Source organism: Trichlorobacter lovleyi, assembly GCF_015239775.1.
Lineage (GTDB): Bacteria > Desulfobacterota > Desulfuromonadia > Geobacterales > Pseudopelobacteraceae > Trichlorobacter > Trichlorobacter lovleyi_B.
The window spans coordinates 1,691,691-1,708,279 of the sequence record NZ_CP058409.1; the positions used below are offsets into that span (position 1 = coordinate 1,691,691).

General features: G+C 54.0%; 9 protein-coding genes. 3 read left to right on the forward strand and 6 right to left on the reverse strand.

Annotation, left to right across the window (positions count from 1 at the left end):
- Positions 1-26: 26 nt before the first annotated feature.
- The 6 genes from treS to FY034_RS07850 all read right to left on the reverse strand — a co-directional run bounded on the left by treS (position 27) and on the right by FY034_RS07850 (position 12,778).
- Positions 27-3,368 carry a maltose alpha-D-glucosyltransferase gene (treS, locus tag FY034_RS07825; RefSeq protein ID WP_265554963.1) on the reverse strand — a complete coding sequence of 1,114 codons (3,342 nt, stop codon included), beginning with the start codon at positions 3,366-3,368 and terminating at the stop codon, positions 27-29.
- Between the two features lie 13 nt (positions 3,369-3,381).
- Entirely contained in the window at positions 3,382-4,872 is a 1,491-nt protein-coding gene (gene malQ, locus FY034_RS07830; RefSeq protein WP_265554965.1) for a 4-alpha-glucanotransferase, read from the reverse strand.
- An 18-nt stretch (positions 4,873-4,890) separates the two neighbouring features.
- Entirely contained in the window at positions 4,891-7,908 is a 3,018-nt protein-coding gene (locus FY034_RS07835) for a malto-oligosyltrehalose synthase (RefSeq protein WP_265554966.1), read from the reverse strand.
- On the reverse strand, positions 7,905-10,355 hold the full coding sequence (locus FY034_RS07840; protein WP_265554967.1) for a DUF3536 domain-containing protein: 2,451 nt from the start codon (positions 10,353-10,355) through the stop codon (positions 7,905-7,907). The genes FY034_RS07835 and FY034_RS07840 overlap by 4 nt, the downstream gene beginning before the upstream one ends.
- 6 nt (positions 10,356-10,361) lie before the next feature.
- Positions 10,362-12,203 (reverse strand): malto-oligosyltrehalose trehalohydrolase, encoded by a 1,842-nt coding sequence (gene treZ / locus FY034_RS07845; RefSeq protein WP_265554969.1) that lies wholly within the window; start codon positions 12,201-12,203, stop codon positions 10,362-10,364.
- Between the two features lie 110 nt (positions 12,204-12,313).
- A complete protein-coding gene (locus tag FY034_RS07850) occupies positions 12,314-12,778 on the reverse strand; it encodes a MarR family winged helix-turn-helix transcriptional regulator (protein WP_265554971.1) in 465 nt (154 codons plus the stop codon).
- Between the two features lie 320 nt (positions 12,779-13,098).
- Between FY034_RS07850 and FY034_RS07855 the strand changes: the two genes are divergently transcribed.
- The 3 genes from FY034_RS07855 to ablB all read left to right on the forward strand — a co-directional run bounded on the left by FY034_RS07855 (position 13,099) and on the right by ablB (position 16,555).
- Positions 13,099-14,331, forward strand: coding sequence for a tetratricopeptide repeat protein (locus FY034_RS07855; protein WP_265554973.1), 1,233 nt, complete (start codon positions 13,099-13,101; stop codon positions 14,329-14,331).
- A 78-nt stretch (positions 14,332-14,409) separates the two neighbouring features.
- Positions 14,410-15,723, forward strand: coding sequence for a lysine 2,3-aminomutase (gene ablA / locus FY034_RS07860; protein WP_265554975.1), 1,314 nt, complete (start codon positions 14,410-14,412; stop codon positions 15,721-15,723).
- Entirely contained in the window at positions 15,716-16,555 is an 840-nt protein-coding gene (ablB, locus tag FY034_RS07865; protein ID WP_265554977.1) for a putative beta-lysine N-acetyltransferase, read from the forward strand. The genes ablA and ablB overlap by 8 nt, the downstream gene beginning before the upstream one ends.
- Positions 16,556-16,589: the final 34 nt, after the last annotated feature.

Here is a 16,589-nt window from a genome sequence, read left to right on the forward strand (position 1 = left end):
GTGCAGGCTGGAGTTTTTGGGGGTCATTACACATTCCGGCATTCCCGCAGTAACATCTCAATTCCCCGCAGGGTCAGATCAACCATATCAGGGCGATTATGCAGTTCATAGCCCAATTCATGGACCTGCTTCTGGATCAGAAAACAGCGCAGCATGATCGCAAGCTCCCCCTTGTTTGCAGGGATCAGGGGGGAGTTTTTCATGGTGTGCAGATACGCCTTCAGATACGACCCGCTGACGTAGATATACCAGGCTTCAAGCCAGGGTTCCAGCACGGCGACATCCTCTGGGTGGCTGGCGCCGTGGTGTGTCAGTGTTGTCATGGCGGCATAATGGAATGAGTGGATCATGCCGGCGATATCCCGTAGTGGTGAGCGTTTCAGCCGCCGCTCGCTGAGTGAATGCACCGGTTCGCCTTCAAAGTCTATGAAAAAGAAGTCCTTGCCGGTGAACAGGGCCTGTCCCAGGTGAAAATCGCCATGAATCCGGCATTTCATGGCGGAAAGCCGCCGCCCGGTAATTTTCTGCAGGCAGGCGATGAGCTCTTTTTCGCTCTCCAGTATCCGGCTGGCCCGCTGCTGTACTTCACCCGGCAGGATCTGCAGGTTGTCCGAAAGGAGCTGCAGGTTTCTGCGAACAAGCCCCCGCATGGACTGGAAGACCGAACGCTGGTACAGGGTTGAAAACTCTTCCATGCTCCAGTCGTCTTTACCGGCATCAGAGGCCAGAGCCCGGTGCATCTCGGCAGTTCGTCTGCCAAGCAGCAGGGCCAGCTCCAGGTGTAATCCATGTACCATGGTACGGTATTGATCCGGAATACCATGTTCCGTCACTTCCAGGATAGATGGCAAGGGGGATGGCAGCTTTGGCAGTTCCTGTCTGTTGGCGAGCAGATGCTCTACAAACTGGGCAAGGGTCGTAAGGGTATTCCGCCAGGCATCACCATGACAGATGATATAGGTCTGCAGCACACCGAGCGAGTATTGTTTGCCGTTTGCAGTACGGTATTCGATCCTTCCGGCGTAGGTGGGTACATTACGGAATTTCTTTTTTGCTGCAAGGAATTTAAGTATTTCAGGCTCCGGGTTAATCCCTTCTTCCAGCCTGCGGTACATCTTGAACAACAACCGGTCGCCATACAGGATACTGGTGTTGTTCTGCTCAACAGCCGCCACCCGGCTGGGAAACAGCTCTGTCCTGGGGGGCGAACTGCTTGTGATGCCGCTGCCGCGCAGGCCAACCAGCTGGGCGCCTTTGCTGGCATGCACTTTGGTTTGTTCACTCATCAGGCCGTAGAGCAGTTCCCTGAATTCTTCAAAGTAGATGGCATCAGTCAAGGCACCGTCTGTATTTCCAATACTGAGGGCTGTGATGATTGCCAGCGGATGCCGGTCTGTCAGGGCCTGCATCCGCTCGTTGGAAAGCCAGATCATGGGAATCTGATAAATCTCCGGATCCCAGTCGGTGTAAGTCACCTTGATAAAAACGAGTAAAAACAGCTGTTCATCCTTTTTCAAGGGACAACTGTCAAGCACACTGATCTGGCTGATGACCCGCCCTTTGCCGCAGAACCAGAAGACCCGTTCAAGGTAGTGGGGCATCACGGTACTGCAGAGGCGTTCACCGCTTTTACCCGTAAGTACATCCCACCAGGGACGGCCTTCTCTCAGTTTGAGTTTCAGGCTTTCCTCGCGTGGCTCGGTCCGGGCCTCATTGCTGCGCAGCACAAACCAGAAGTAGTCATAAGGCCCCAGGGTGAAGTGGTAACGGCCCTCCTGGATCATGGGGAAACGGTTGCGGCTGAACAGCTCTTCAGGGATCAACCCGGCATAGCGGGACAGGTCGATACTGACCGCCTGGGCGAACCGCGAGAGATTGACAACCACCAGCAGTTGTTCCTCTTCATGACTGCGGATGAAGTTCAGCACCTTCGGGTTGTCAGACGAGAGCATCTCCAGGCTGCCGCAGCCAAATGCCTTATGGCGTTTGCGCATGGCGATGGTGCGTCGCATCCACCACAACAGGGATGAGGGGTTCCGCTCCTGATTCTCGACATTGACTGCCTCGAAGTGGTATTCCGGTTCCATGATCACGGGCAGATACAGTTTCTGGGGGCTGGCCTTGGAAAAACCGGCATTGCGGTCAGGATTCCACTGCATCGGCGTGCGCACGCCGTTACGGTCCCCCAGAAAGTAGTTGTCTCCCATCCCGATCTCATCACCATAGTAGATAATCGGTGTTCCGGGCATGGAAAAGAGCAGGATGTTCATCAACTCTATCTTGCGGCGGTTTTTACCCATCAGGGGGGCCAGGCGGCGGCGGATGCCGAGATTGATCCGGGCGTGGGGGTCAGAGGCATAGACCCGGTACATGTAGTCCCGCTCTTCGTCGGTCACCATCTCCAGGGTCAACTCATCATGATTGCGGAGGAAGGTGGCCCACTGGCAGCCTTCCGGTATGGCCGGGGTCTGATCCAGGATATCGACAATCGGAAAGCGGTCTTCCATCTCAATCGCCATGAACATGCGCGGCATCAGCGGGAAATGGAAGGCCATGTTGCTTTCATCTCCGTCGCCAAAATAGGCGGCAGCATCTTCCGGCCACTGGTTTGCTTCTGAAAGCAGCATCCTGTTTTTAAAGGAGCTGTCCAGGTGTGCCCGTAACTTCTTCAAAAAGGCATGGGTTTCCGGCAGGTTCTCGCAGTTGGTTCCCTCCCGCTCAAACAGGTAGGGCACGGCATCCAGCCGGACGCCGTCAACCCCCATCCGCATCCAGAAGTCAATCACCCGCAGCATCTCTGCCTGTACCTTGGGATTGTCAAAATTCAGGTCCGGTTGGTGGGAATAGAAACGGTGCCAGTAGTAGGCCTTGGCAACCGGGTCCCAGGTCCAGTTAGAGGTTTCAAAATCCTGAAAGATAATACGGGCTTCATGGTACTTTTCTGAAGTGTTACTCCAGACATAGTAGTCGCGATGGACTGATCCCGGGCTTGCACGGCGGGCCCGTTGAAACCAGGGATGCTGATCAGAGGTATGATTCAGGACCAGCTCGGTGATCAGCCTGATACCGCGGCTGTGGGCAGCCCGCAGCAACTGCCTGAACTCACGGAGGCTGTTGTAACTGGGGTTGACATTGTAGTAGTCAGCGATGTCATAGCCATCATCCCGCAAGGGGGACGGATAAAAGGGAAGCAGCCAGATTGCCGTAATCCCGAGTTGCTGCAGATAGTCCAGTTTGCCGATCAGGCCACGGAAATCCCCCATGCCGTCATCATCGGAATCGGCAAAGGCCTTGATATGCACCTGATAGATGATCGCATCGCGGTACCAGAACGGATTGTCTTCCAGGGTTGAATCGTCATGACGCATTGCGCCGGCCTCCTTATCCTGTCCTGCCGTAACGTCTCAACTGGACATGCAGTTCAGCAGCCAGATCATCGGGAAGCTGGTCCCAGGAAAAACGCCACTCCCAGTTATCAAAGGGGGTGCCGGGGATATTCATGCGCGCCTCGCTGCCCAGTTTCAAAATATCCTGCAGCGGCAGAATGGCGGTGTCTGCTACGGACATCAGTGCAGCCCGGATCAGGTCGCCAGCGCAGTCGCCACCTGAACTGGAACTGCCAAGGTAGGCTTCCATCTCACGCAGTTCAGCTGCAGAACGGGTACGACACCAGCCTTTGGTGGTGTCATTGTCATGGGTGCCGGTATAGACCACCCCGTTTTTGACATGGTTATGGGGGAGGTCCCGGTCATCCTGTTCCGCATCAAAACCGAACTGCAGGATCTTCATGCCGGGAAAGTCATAGCGGTCCCGCAAGGCAAGTACCTCCGGCGTGATCACCCCCAGGTCTTCGGCAATGATCGGCAGCTTACCCAGGGCCGCCTGTACGGCATCAAAAAGCTTCTCCCCCGGCCCCTTGACCCATACCCCCTGTTGCGCGGTCTTTTCTCCGGCCGGAATCTGCCAGCTGGCCTCAAATCCACGGAAGTGATCGATCCTGACCAGATCAAAGAAATTGAACATCGACCGGAAACGCTCTATCCACCAGGAATAGCCATCCTGTGCCATCAGATCCCAGTTGTAGTGCGGATTGCCCCACAACTGACCGGTTGCACTGAAGTAATCAGGAGGAACCCCGGCCACAACCGTTGGTTTGCCAAGCCGGTCCAGCAGAAAAAGTTCGCGCCGGCTCCAGACATCGGCTGAATCATAGGCGACAAAGATCGGAAGATCTCCGATCACGGCTATACCCTGCTGGTTGGCATAGCTGCGCAGCTGGTTCCATTGCCGTGTGAATTGCCACTGCAGATATTTCTGGAGTGCGACCTCCTGTTCCAGTTCCTGTGACAGTGATTGCAGTGTTTCAGGAGCTGGACAGGCAACCTCCTGTGACCAGAGATGCCAGCTGACGCCATTGAAACGGCGCTTCAGGGCCATGAAGAGCGCGAAGTCATGCAGCCAGGGCACTGTGGCGCAGAACTCATCAAAACAGCTCTTGCGTTGGGGGGGGGCGTGCTGCAGGAACTGCATACCGGCCTGGTAGAGCAGCTCATGTTTGATCTGATAGACCAACCCGAAATCAACCCGGTCTTTCGGATAGGCTGGATGACAAAGGGGGGCGGGGAGGTCTCCCTCCTCTGCCAGCTGTTCCAGGTCGATCAAGAGCGGGTTGCCGCCAAAGGCGGTAAAGGCGGAGTAGGGGGAGTTGCCGCAGGCCGGAGGGGTCAACGGCAGGACCTGCCAGTAGGTCATCCCCATCGTGCCGAGCAGGTCGATAAAACGTCGCGCATCTGCCCCCAGTGTACCGATGGCATCAGGTCCGGGGAGCGATGTCGGGTGCAGCAGGATTCCGCATCCTCTTTTATTCAGCATAGCGGCTCCATGGACGGCTCAGTCCGACGCTGGTTCAGGCATTTCACAGATACGGTCAAACCGTTCCAATAATGCACAGGGGAATTCAGCTAAAATATCCGCAAGGTTCAGGCTCAATTGTCCTTCATGCTGATTGAGCAACAGCAGCTCTCCGGTGAAAATGTTGCGATAGCTGCTGGCCTCAGTATCAAGCGGCAGCAACAGACGGGTGTCCTGCCATACCGCCGCCCCCAGTGGCAGCCGGTTGTCATCAGACATCAGCCGCGTACAGAGGCGTGGCACCACCACCAGAATGGAGCGGTTGTTGATTGAACGTTCAAAGGCACAGACCTGCTCTTGGAAGACGCCTGCAACCGTGAGAGGCAGGTATCTTCCGGATTCAAACAGTTCCCGGTTTGCCCGGCGAAAGGTAAGCGCCTTCCAGGTCAGATGCAATTTTATCCGTCCATCGCTACGGTTGCCAACCACTTCACGGGCCGTTTCCAACAGTCCGGCAGCTGATTCCCGGTGGATCAGTTCGTCCAGATAGCGCTTTCTTGCGGTATAATCAACCGGTCGTCGGTTGTCAGGGGCAACCAGGCTGAAATCCCACAGCTCATTTCCCTGATAGATATCTGGAATGCCCGGAGATGTTATCTTGAGTAGGGTCTGGGAAAGGGCGTTGACGATACCGCCTGCAGCCGTCACTGCCTGGAAAGCTCCGAAGTCATGCAGAAACTGGTTGTTTGGTGAATCCTTCAGGATGGTATCGATAAAATACATGACCGCATCTTCCCGCAATGAGTTGGGGTTGATCCAGCTCGTGTGTACCTTGGCCTCCCGCATCGCCTTCAGCATATATTCCTTGATCCTGGTACGGAACAGTCCGAACTCTTCATCATCCGGCTTACAGAAGGGCCAGGTGCCTATCATGGTCTGGTAGAGCAGGTATTCCTCATTGCGGCTTGGCGCGGGTTTGCCATCCACCACCATCTTTACCCTGCGATTCTGACGGCTCCAGCGGGAAAGCCCCTCCTTCCATACCTCAGGGATTTCGGAGAGCACGTTAATCCGGGCGCGGACATCCTCACTGCGCTTGGTGTCATGGGTCGATGAGGCCAGCATGGCCAATGGCCGGTTCTTGCAACGTTCGATGTTCTGGCCATGAAATGCCTCAGGGCTGATGCCGAAGCGTTCCGGACTGCCTCCGACTTCATTAAGCGATATGAGCCGGTTGTACAGATAAAAGGCGGTGTCTTCGACCCCCTTGGCCATGATCGGACCGGTAATCTGCTGAAACCGCATCACAAAATCAAGCCGGGCCTGTTTTTGATCATCCGTCATGGCATCTGAGAACCGGAGCAACAGCACATCCCGGATAAAATCAAAAACAGAGCTGCTGATGGCCGGGTTCTGGCGCTTGGCTTTCAGAATAGTCATTTCAATATACTGGCGGTCCCGCTCCGAGACCTCAAGACTATTGGTGTAGGTCCGGTAGACCGGGAAATTGGCGATCACCTCCACGATCGATTTGATCAGGCTGTTCAGGGTAAAGTCCCTGGTATGGCGGTTCTGCTCCGAAATCCTGTTCAGGTAATGGGCCAGTGTGTTGATTTCACTGGACATGGCCACCTGCATGACCAGCTTCTTCTTGTCATAAACCGCAGCGTGAAAATCAACCCGGTGCTGCATAAAGCGGGTGTAGATCGATTCAAAGACCTTGGCGTTCGAGCCGTCAACAAACAGTCCGTTGACCTGATTGATAAAATCGTAGCCGGTGGTGCCGAAAACCGGCCAGTCCTCCGGCAGCTTTTCCGATTTGAGGAGGATTTTCTCCCCAACAATAAAGAAGGGCTTATAGGAAGGGGTGGCCTGAAGAATCAGGTCATATTTTTCCCGGATGGCTGCTTCAGTCTGGCTCTCTTCATCCATCCCGGACGGCTGGCTTTCACCGGAACCTTTGTACATCCGAATAAAACAGCCGGCTTGCAATCTTTTGAGATAATCCTCCGGGTCCCTTAAGCCGTCGGCATGGTCGATGCGCAGGCCGTTAATCTTGCCGGTTTCGACAAGCTTGAAGATGAAGTTGTGCGTCTTCTCAAAAACAGCCGGATTTTCCACCTTGATGGCGCCAAGGGAGTTGATATCAAAGAATCTGCGGTAGTTGATCTCCTCTGTTGCAACGCGCCAGTGGGAAATGCGATAGACCTGGTCCTGCAGCAGTTCATCCAGCAGATCATAGCTGCGGGGGTCATTTTTTATGCCGTTAAAGATTTTCAGGTTGTTATCAATGAACCCCTTGATGGCGCCGCTGTTCTGATAGAGATTCAACAGGCGCCGCTTGATGACCTCTTTTTCGCGGTAACGCTCTGCGATCCGTTCCGGATCAAGTTCTGTGGTAAAGGGCAGATGCTTGAGTGCCGTGATGATGCTCATCAGTTCCTGAAACTGGGGGGCGGAGCCGGACAGCTCCTGCTCCAGCGCGTCAATATTGATGGTCAGGATCTTGCTGTAGGTTTTGGGAATGACCGGCAGCTTATGGTCATAGTAGTGGACAAAAAAGGCTCCTTCCTCAAAGGCAATCTTCAGTTCGCCGTTTTCAAGCACGGTACCGTATTGGTCCCCCAGAATAGGAACCAGTATCCTGTTCTCCAGTTCCTGTTTGATCGGATGCCAGTCGATATCAAAGAAACAGGCACAGGCTGAACTGGGGCCATTCTCCAGCACATCCATCCAGAAGTCATTTCCCTGGCCTTCAATGCACATATGGTTCGGCACAATATCGGCAATCTGTCCCATCGCATGTTGGTGCAGCGCCGTTATCAGGGCATCATAGTCGTGCTCAGTGCCTATCTCCGGATTCAGGCTGTTCTGGTCCAGTATGTCATAGCCGTGCAGACTCCCTTTCCGTGCCTTTAAGTAGGGAGAGGCATAGATATCGCTGATGCCGAGGCTGTGCAGATAAGGGATGATCTCTGCGGCATCGCTGAATGTAAAGCCTGCATTAAACTGGAGCCGGTAGGTTGCCGACGGTATTCTGAGCCCTTTGCCGTTCATAGTGCTCCTTGTGCTGTTTCCAGTATGGCCGGCAGATTGAAATACAGACGTTGTCCCAGGTTTTTAAATGCTTCATGCCGGGAACGCCAGGCATTTGTCGCTTCGTCTGCCGGTTGGAGGCCGGAAATCATGGACTGCAGCAAGGCCCAGTACATGTTCTGGACCTGCCAGAGGTTGACGGCCACCGGAAGGTCTGCCGTTGATTCTACCAGATTGAGCAGAACCATCAGATGCTGCTCATGTTCCGGCTCAGCCACCAGTGCCGCCATGACGGTTTCCAGTCTGCGCCTGATGATAAATTCAAGGGCAACCGTGTCCACATTGACATGCCAGCTGTTGATCTCGTTGATCACCTCTTTCAGTCTGTTGATATCAACCGTGTCAGAAGAAAAGGTGCTTTGCAGTTGCAGATTCAGGGAGGTTTCGGCAGTGGCCATAAAGCGATGGGGCACCGGCATACCGGCTTCCCTCAAAAATACCATCAGACCTCTGCTGGTTTCATAGAGGGAGGTGAATTTGTCCTCAAACTCCTGGAGTGTACCGGCAATAATCAGCTGCAGAATATGACGCTGCTCGTCTCTGAAGAGGTTTTTCAGGGAGTAGGTGTGCATGCCGAAATGGTAGTCCATCAACCGGACGATGGCGGCAAAATCAGCCTGATGAAAGGCGGCTGTCACCTCCTGCTGCATGGTCAGATAGGCCTCTTCACCCTGAAATGAGCGCACGCCGCAGTTTACGGCATGGCCGCCGAAGTGGAGCGTGCAGAAGCTTATCCGGTCTGACTTGCGGGTTATGGACGATTGAATGAACACCCTGCCCACCGTCAGCATCATCTGGCCGGACTGCACCTTTTGGAAATCTTCCCTGAAGACCCGGTAGCTGAAGATTTGGGTTTCATCGCCATACTCTTCAAAGATCGAACTGACGGCATAATGCGCACACACCTTGATCAGGTCGATCATGGCCGGTTTTGCGGCCCTGGTATAGATGTCAGCCCCGTTGCCCTGTCCGGGGATATTGCTTGCAGCCAGGGCCAGACGCTTCAGAAAACCTTGCTCAACAGGACGGTTGCTGTATTTCTCCGCCAACTGGATAGCCCTGGCGGCATACTGGATGATCTGGACCGTTTCAATGCCGGACAGTTCATCGAAAAACCAGCCGCAACTGGTGTACATCAGCAAGGTATGGCGCTGCATTTCCAGATGGCAGAGCACAGCAGCCGTTGTGTCTCCATCCAGCGGGCGCTGTGAGTGTTTGAGCAGATAGGCGGCTACGTTGTCTTCAGAACGGTCAAGTATGACATTGATATAGTCATGGCGTGCCTCCCAGGGGTCTTTCAGGTATTCGCCAACCCCCTCAAGATAGCAGGTCTCAAGCTGCCTGTTGAGCCAGTCCAGCGAGTCCCGCAGTGGCCGGCGCCATTGCTGGTTCCAGCTGCCGTTGCCACCGGAGTTGCACCCGCAGTCGCTTCTCCAGCGTTCAACACCGTGCAGGCAACTCCAGGAGCTGTTTTCGATAATCTGCACTTCATGTGTCGGGGGATGCAGTTTCAAAAACTCGCCATAGTTGGTAAGGCGTATGCCGTTCTTTTCGGCCTGACTCAGCGCATGCCCCAGCGCCATCTCACCAAACCGGTGGTGATGACCGTAGCTTTCTCCATCGGTCGCGATATGCACAAGCTGTGGATGCTTGCGATACCCCGTAAAACCGGATGCCAGGCGGGTAAAAAACTGTTCGCCGCTGTTCAGCAGTTTTTCAAAGGCAACCGCCTGGGAAATCGGTCCATCGTAAAAAAAGAGGGTTATGCTGCGTCCGGAGGGAAGCCGGCAGAGATAGGCCCGTGAAGGGTCAATCCGGGAGCCGGAGACCTCCTGCCAGCTGCCGCAGTTGAGTTTGCGCACCTGTTTTGCCTGGTGTGGAGCAAGGATGGTAAAACGGATACCTGCTTCAGCCAGCACCTCCAGGGTTTCGGTATCAACGGCGGTCTCAGCCAGCCACATCCCTTCGGGGAAACGTTGAAAGCGGTGTTCAAAATCCCTGATACCCCACTGGACCTGGGTCTGTTTATCCCTCAGGCTGGCCAGAGGCATAATGATGTGGTTATACACCTGGGCCAGAGCAGCCCCATGCCCTGAGCGCCACTGCCGGCTCAACCGGTCGGCGGACAGGATTGCCTGATAGGTTTCGGGGACATGCCGTTCCATCCAGGAAAGCAGGGTGGGACCGAAATTGAAGCTGATCCTGGCGTAGTTGCTGATAATCCCCATGATCCGCCCTTCACCGTCCAGTTGCCGGGATGCGGTGTTAGGGGCGTAACATTCGGCGGTGATCCGCTCATTCCAGTCATGGTACGGATAGGCAGAATCCTGTATCTCAACCGCTTCAAGCCAGGGGTTTTCCCGGGGCGGTTGGTAAAAGTGGCCATGTATGCAGAGAAATCGCTCCATTTTTTGTCATTCCTTCTGGTACATGCCGACGCAGAACGGGGCAAGGGTTAAGAATGTAGCGGGACGGGTGGCAAACACCGTCACATGAGTGTCTCGTGACAAGCCGGATTCAGAGTCAAGCAGGATACGAAAGGTGCCGTTAACCAGTGAGGGGGGGATGGTACGGCTTTGACTGCTGAAGTTGCAGAGGAAGAACAGCTGGCTTTTGCCGGTGTTTCTGATAACGGTAAGCAACTGTTCTTCCGGATCGGCGATCACCTGCAGATTTTCCTTGTTGATGCTTGCAAACGGGCCGAATTCCTTGCGAAGCCGGATCAGCCTCCGGTAAAAATCAAAAATGGTACGGTGTGGGCCGCTATGGCGCTGTTCCTGATCCAGCTTGGCAGCAAGAAAGGTCTCCTCTGCCTGCGGGTCCGGTGGTGTCCCGTCAGACCCAAAGGCGGCAAACTCCTCTTGGCGGCCCTTTCTGACCGCCTCAACCAGATCGGCATCGCCATGACTGACAAAGTACGGAAAGGGCGCTGTTTCTGCGTATTCCTCCCCCATGAAGAGCAGTGGCAGATAGGGCGAAAGCAGTACGGTTGCAGCGGCCAGCAGCAGTTGCTGCGTTGAGAGATGTTCGCCCAGACGCTCACCACGCATCCGGTTTCCCACCTGGTCATGATTCTGGGAAAACACCACCAGTTGCCGGGATGGAATCTGGGCCGGCGGACTGCCATGCCGCCGCCTTCGAAAGGCGGAGTACTGCCCGGAGAGGACAAATCCTTCGGTAAACGCTTTGACCAGATCCTCAAAACAGCCGAAATCCTGGTAATAGCCTGCCCGTTCACCGGTCAGGAGGGCCCGCAGGCTATGGTGAAAATCATCGCTCCACTGGGCATCCAGGCCATAGCCCCCCGATTCTGCAGGCTTAATCACCCGCAGATCATTCAGGTCGCTTTCTGCGATCACGTGAACCTGACGTCCCAATCCGGCAGCCCGGCAATGGACCGCCTCGGTCAGTTCCTGCAGGATATGCAGGGCACTGAAGTCGTAGATGCCATGGATGGCATCAAGCCGCAGGGCGTCAATATGGTAATTGGTTATCCAGTGAAGTGCATTGGAGATGAAGTAATGACGGACCGGATCGCTGTCAGGGCCGTCAAAATTGACGGCATCACCCCAAGGAGTACGGTAGCGGTCGGTGAAGTAGGGGCCAAAGCCGTGCAGGTAGTTTCCTTCAGGTCCCAGATGGTTGTAGACCACATCAAGGATGACAGCCAGACCTTTGTCGTGACAGGCATCAACCAGCCGCTTCAGGCCTTCCGGACCGCCATAGCTGTTCTGGGGGGCAAAGGGGTAGACGCCGTCGTAGCCCCAGTTGCGTTCTCCGGGAAACTGGGCCACCGGCATCAGCTCAACGGCGGTTATGCCGAGTTCAAGCAGGTAATCGAGCCGTGAGATAACGCCGTCGAAGGTTCCTTCTCCGGTAAAGGTACCGACATGCAGTTCATAGATGATGTACTGCTCCAGCGGTACACCGGTCCAGGCCTGATCACGCCAGGAAAACTGCTGATGGTCAACCACCTGGGAAGGGCCGTGCACACCATCCGGCTGGGATTGTGAGGCCGGATCAGGCCGTCTGATGCTGCCATCCAAAAGGTACCAGTAGCGTTCGCCAGCTTGCACGCTGGCCACTGTTACGCCAAAGTAGCCATCTGAATCCGTGGTCAGGGGAACAGGTTCCCTGTTTTGGTCAGGAAGTTCCAGGGTAATCTGGTGTGCCCGTGGGGCCCAAACCCGGAAATGGCTTGAACCGTCTGGAAGTGCTAGAGCCCCAAGAGTATGTAGATCGGCATTGAAAGGCATGCTTTGTTCGATATCCCCTCTGGTTGAGGCTGAATCTTGCGTTAATGGTTCAAATGCAAAAAAAACTTGGTCTTATTTTAAATCCGTATCCGGTTGAGCCTGTCCTGAGATCAGCTGTGCAGTGGTTGCGGAACAATATGTTCAGCGCAGAGTACCTTCACCATCAGCTTTATGCCTTCCTCAACACGGGCAACCTGCTCATGCGACAGTTCATTCAGGCCTTTCATGAGCACATCCTGCACGACTTCCGGGGCGTTGTTGACGATTGAGATGCCCTGTTCAGTGGGACAAACCTCAACAACTCTGCGATCTTTCTTTGAATTGGTCCGTATGACAAGCTGCTTGGCCTCAAGACGGTCAATAATTCCCACAACGGTCGGGGGACGCAGGTACATCCTGCCGGCCAGATCAGAAACCCGCATGGGAGAGCTGTTAGCCAGAAGTTTTAAAGCCCAGAGTTGCGGTCCGGTCAGTCCGGTTGAGCGCTCTGCGGTTTTAGAATACTCACCTATGGCCTGGAAAATTCTTCTTAAATTATCAAATATTTCGATGACCGCGTCAGCATCTCTCACCATACCCACTCCTGAAATCAAGCTTGACATATTGATTAGCATCACTAATAATTAATGACAGAAATAATCCAAACCGCCAATTAAGTCAACAGATGAATGCGTACTATCAACGGCCTGGAAAGACAAACATATCTGAAAGTATAGCCGGTTAGTGCAGGGAAGCAAGTCAGGGAGTTTTTCCGGGCTGGCTCGTTGCCGGCCTCTGGTCGGTAAGCTGCCGATAGATCTCTGGTGTGTTTAACAATTACAGTCTGTTAGTTGTGAATGTGTATTAAATCAGATGAATGTTGAGAAGCTTGGTAATCAGATGAAAGGTGTATTTTATGTTGCAAACAAATGCCCTGTTGCTAGCGGCCATCCTGCTTTCGAGCAAGCTGGTCTTTACACCCGCTAGCGCACAGGGAGAGGTAGCAGTTTTACTGCCATCGCATCCGGTTGATTCCTTTGCCAGCCAGCCGCGTAACCGGGAAGAGCAGGAAATAGTCAAAGGGGATGCCTACTTCCAGGCACGGGAGTATGACCTGGCGGTCACTTCCTACCGCAATGCGCTGAAAGAGCAGCCCCACCGGCTTACAGCCCTGCAGAAGCTAGGGGGAGCCCTGTCAGCCGCAGGAAAACATGGCGAGGCCATTGAGGTCTTTCGTCTGTTATTGCAGTTGAAGCCTGATAACCCTGACTATTACTACACGCTGGGGATACTCTATGAACGGCAGGGATTACTTGATGAAGCGGCAGATGCCTTTCAGAAAACAGTGCACTTAAATCCTGCCAATGGTGACGCGCAACGGCATCTGATTGATATCTATACCCTGCAGGGCAAGTTTACGCCGGCAATTGCTATGTACAAAGATTTGATTGCGCTCTTTCCTGAAAATCCGTTGTTTCACTTCAAGCTGGCCCGTCTTTATCTGCGGAGACATGACACCACGTGTGCCATGAGCAAATACAAAGCCGCTATTCAGCTTGCACCGGATAACCCGGAAGTGCGCCAGGAACTGGCTGAACTGTATTACAGAAAGGGCATGCTGCAGCAAGCAGCCGGCCAGTATCTGGAACTGGTACGGCTTGACCCCAAAGACCGGAAAGCCCGCAGCATGTTGATTGCTATCCATGTCCGTCAGAAGTCCTACGATAAGTTACTGCCATTACTACAGCAAGATGCCGGGTTGTTCCCCGATGATCCGGACAGTCACTACCGGCTGGGGGTCTATTACCGCTTCAAAAAAGAGTATCCCCAGGCCATGGCGGCCTATCAACAGGCGCTCACGCTGAACCCTGATCACGCCAGGGCCCTGCAGGGCATGGGGCGTATCTATCTGAAAAAAGGAGACCTGAAAAAGGCCCGCGAACTCCTTGAAGCAGCCAAAAAAGCGGACCCACAGCTGCGCAAGGCCACTGAATTGTTAAACGATCTTACCCTGCAGGAAAAAGCAGCCAAATACAAAAAGTACAAAAAAAATAAAATCAAAAGAAAGGTGAAGAAAAAAAAGAAGCAGGCAAAAACGGTCAAGAAGAAACGTCAAAAGAAATCTGTCAGCAAAAATAAACGTAAATAGCGTTGTTACTGATGAGCTGAGTTGCCTGCCGGGAGCGCTGTGAGGCCCAGATTTGCAATGCATGCTTGAGGAGGCTGAATGACTATTTATTCAAAAAAACAGCAACAGATTGCTGAAAAAATCCAGGAGACATCGGCCCTTTCCAACTGGAAAGACTGGAAATGGCAGTTGAAAAATTCCGTGCACGACATTGCTACGTTTGAACGGCTGTTGGGAGTACAACTTCCCCCGGCATTACGCGAACAATGTGAGGCGACACTGGCCACATTCCCCCTGGCGGTCACCCCTTACTACCTCTCTTTGATTGATCGTAACGAATTTGCCAATGATCCGGTCTTTCGTCAGTCCTTTCCCTCTCCGGCAGAGTTGCATGTCGGCCGTTACGACCTGGAAGACCCGCTTTCTGAGGATGCCGACAGCCCGGTGCCCGGCATCACCCACCGCTACCCTGACCGGGTGTTGTTCCATATCAGTAATGTCTGTGCCATGTATTGCCGCCATTGTACCCGCAAGCGGAAAGTCGGCGATGTTGACTCAATCCCTGACCGCGAAGAGATCAGCAACGGTCTTGATTACATCCGTAACAATCCGGTAATCCGCGATGTTCTGCTGTCCGGCGGTGACCCGCTGATGTTATCGGATGAGTATCTGGATTGGATTCTTGGAGAACTGCGCAGCATTCCCCATGTCCAGATTATCAGGATCGGCAGCCGGATTCCGGTGGTCCTGCCGTACCGGGTCACCGACAAGCTGGTTTCCGTCCTGAAGAGACATCACCCGCTCTGGCTCAATACCCACTTTAACCATCCACGTGAGATAACCACCTCAGCCAAAGAGGCCCTGGCAAAACTGGCTGATGCCGGTATTCCGTTGGGCAATCAGACAGTACTGCTGGCCGGTGTCAACGATTGTCCCCTGATCATCAAGACCCTGATCCAGCGCCTGGTTGAAAACCGGGTGCGTCCCTATTACCTGTACCAGTGCGACCTCTCCGAGGGACTGACCCATTTCCGCACCCCGGTGGGGAAGGGGATGGAGATCATGGAAAGCCTGATCGGCCATACCAGCGGTTTTGCCGTACCGACCTATGTGATTGACGCCCCGGGCGGCGGTGGCAAGATTCCGGTCATGCCCAATTACCTGATCACCCTGGCCACCAACAAAGTGGTGCTGCGTAACTATGAAGGGGTCATCACCACCTATCAGGAACCGGAAAGCTACGAGCCGGTCTTCTGTGACCGGAACTGCGCTGAATGTCATCTGGACCTGAATCTTGAAGAAGACCGGGAATACGGGGCAACCGGCATTGAGCGGCTCCTGTCCGATTACGATGCCACCATTTCATTGACACCGGAAGATAATGACCGGATGAAACGGAGGAATAATGACTGATCGCATAGAAATTGTCGGAAACTCACTCATACAGCATGGTCCGGTCAATGACCGGGTCTATCTGATGAACCTGGCCAGGCAGGACTGCCCCGATATTGTCGGACAGCTTGAGCAGCTGGCGACCGATCAGGGGTATTCAAAGATCTTTGCCAAAGTGCCGTCAACGGTGCTGGAACTGTTCCTTGAGAACGGTTACGAGCTGGAGGCCAGCATCCCCGGTTTTTACCAGTCTGATGATGCCTGTTTTCTTGGCAAGTATTATTGCCACAACAGAAGGCTGGAACTTGAACCGGAGCAGGTCCGCACAATTATGGAGGTAGCCCGGAACCAGCAGCCAGTCAGAGAACAACAGCAACTGCCCGGAGGATTTTTCTGCAGGATAGCAGAGAAAAGTGATGTCAACATGATGGCCGAGCTCTACCGGTCTGTGTTTGAGAGCTATCCCTTCCCAATCTTTGATCCGGACTATCTGCTTGAAATCATGGGAACCACAGTCTTTCTGGGGGTGTGGAAAGGAGCTGAACTGGTGGCACTCTCATCGGCAGAAATAGATCGGAAGTCGCGTACCGTGGAGATGACTGACTTTGCCACATTGCCTGACTACCGAGGTCACGGTCTGGCCCTCTATCTGCTGCAAAAGATGGAACAGGAAATGGCGCTCCGCGGGATTCACGCATTTTACACGATTGCCCGGGCGTATTCCCACGGTATGAACATTACCTTTGCCCGTAACGGGTATCGTTATGCCGGAATACTTACCAACAATACCAATATCTTTGGCAGGCTGGAAAGCATGAACGTGTGGTACAAGCAGGGAATATCAGGCCAGTGACACGCTGTTGTCTGACGTTGTTGGTATAACGGGA

Coding starts and splice junctions, on each gene's coding strand:
- treS (WP_265554963.1), bottom strand. CDS start 3,368: ATGCGTCATGACGATTCAACCCTGGAAGACAATCCGTTCTGGTACCGC.
- malQ (WP_265554965.1), bottom strand. CDS start 4,872: ATGCTGAATAAAAGAGGATGCGGAATCCTGCTGCACCCGACATCGCTC.
- FY034_RS07835 (WP_265554966.1), bottom strand. CDS start 7,908: ATGAACGGCAAAGGGCTCAGAATACCGTCGGCAACCTACCGGCTCCAG.
- FY034_RS07840 (WP_265554967.1), bottom strand. CDS start 10,355: ATGGAGCGATTTCTCTGCATACATGGCCACTTTTACCAACCGCCCCGG.
- treZ (WP_265554969.1), bottom strand. CDS start 12,203: ATGCCTTTCAATGCCGATCTACATACTCTTGGGGCTCTAGCACTTCCA.
- FY034_RS07850 (WP_265554971.1), bottom strand. CDS start 12,778: ATGGTGAGAGATGCTGACGCGGTCATCGAAATATTTGATAATTTAAGA.
- FY034_RS07855 (WP_265554973.1), top strand. CDS start 13,099: ATGTTGCAAACAAATGCCCTGTTGCTAGCGGCCATCCTGCTTTCGAGC.
- ablA (WP_265554975.1), top strand. CDS start 14,410: ATGACTATTTATTCAAAAAAACAGCAACAGATTGCTGAAAAAATCCAG.
- ablB (WP_265554977.1), top strand. CDS start 15,716: ATGACTGATCGCATAGAAATTGTCGGAAACTCACTCATACAGCATGGT.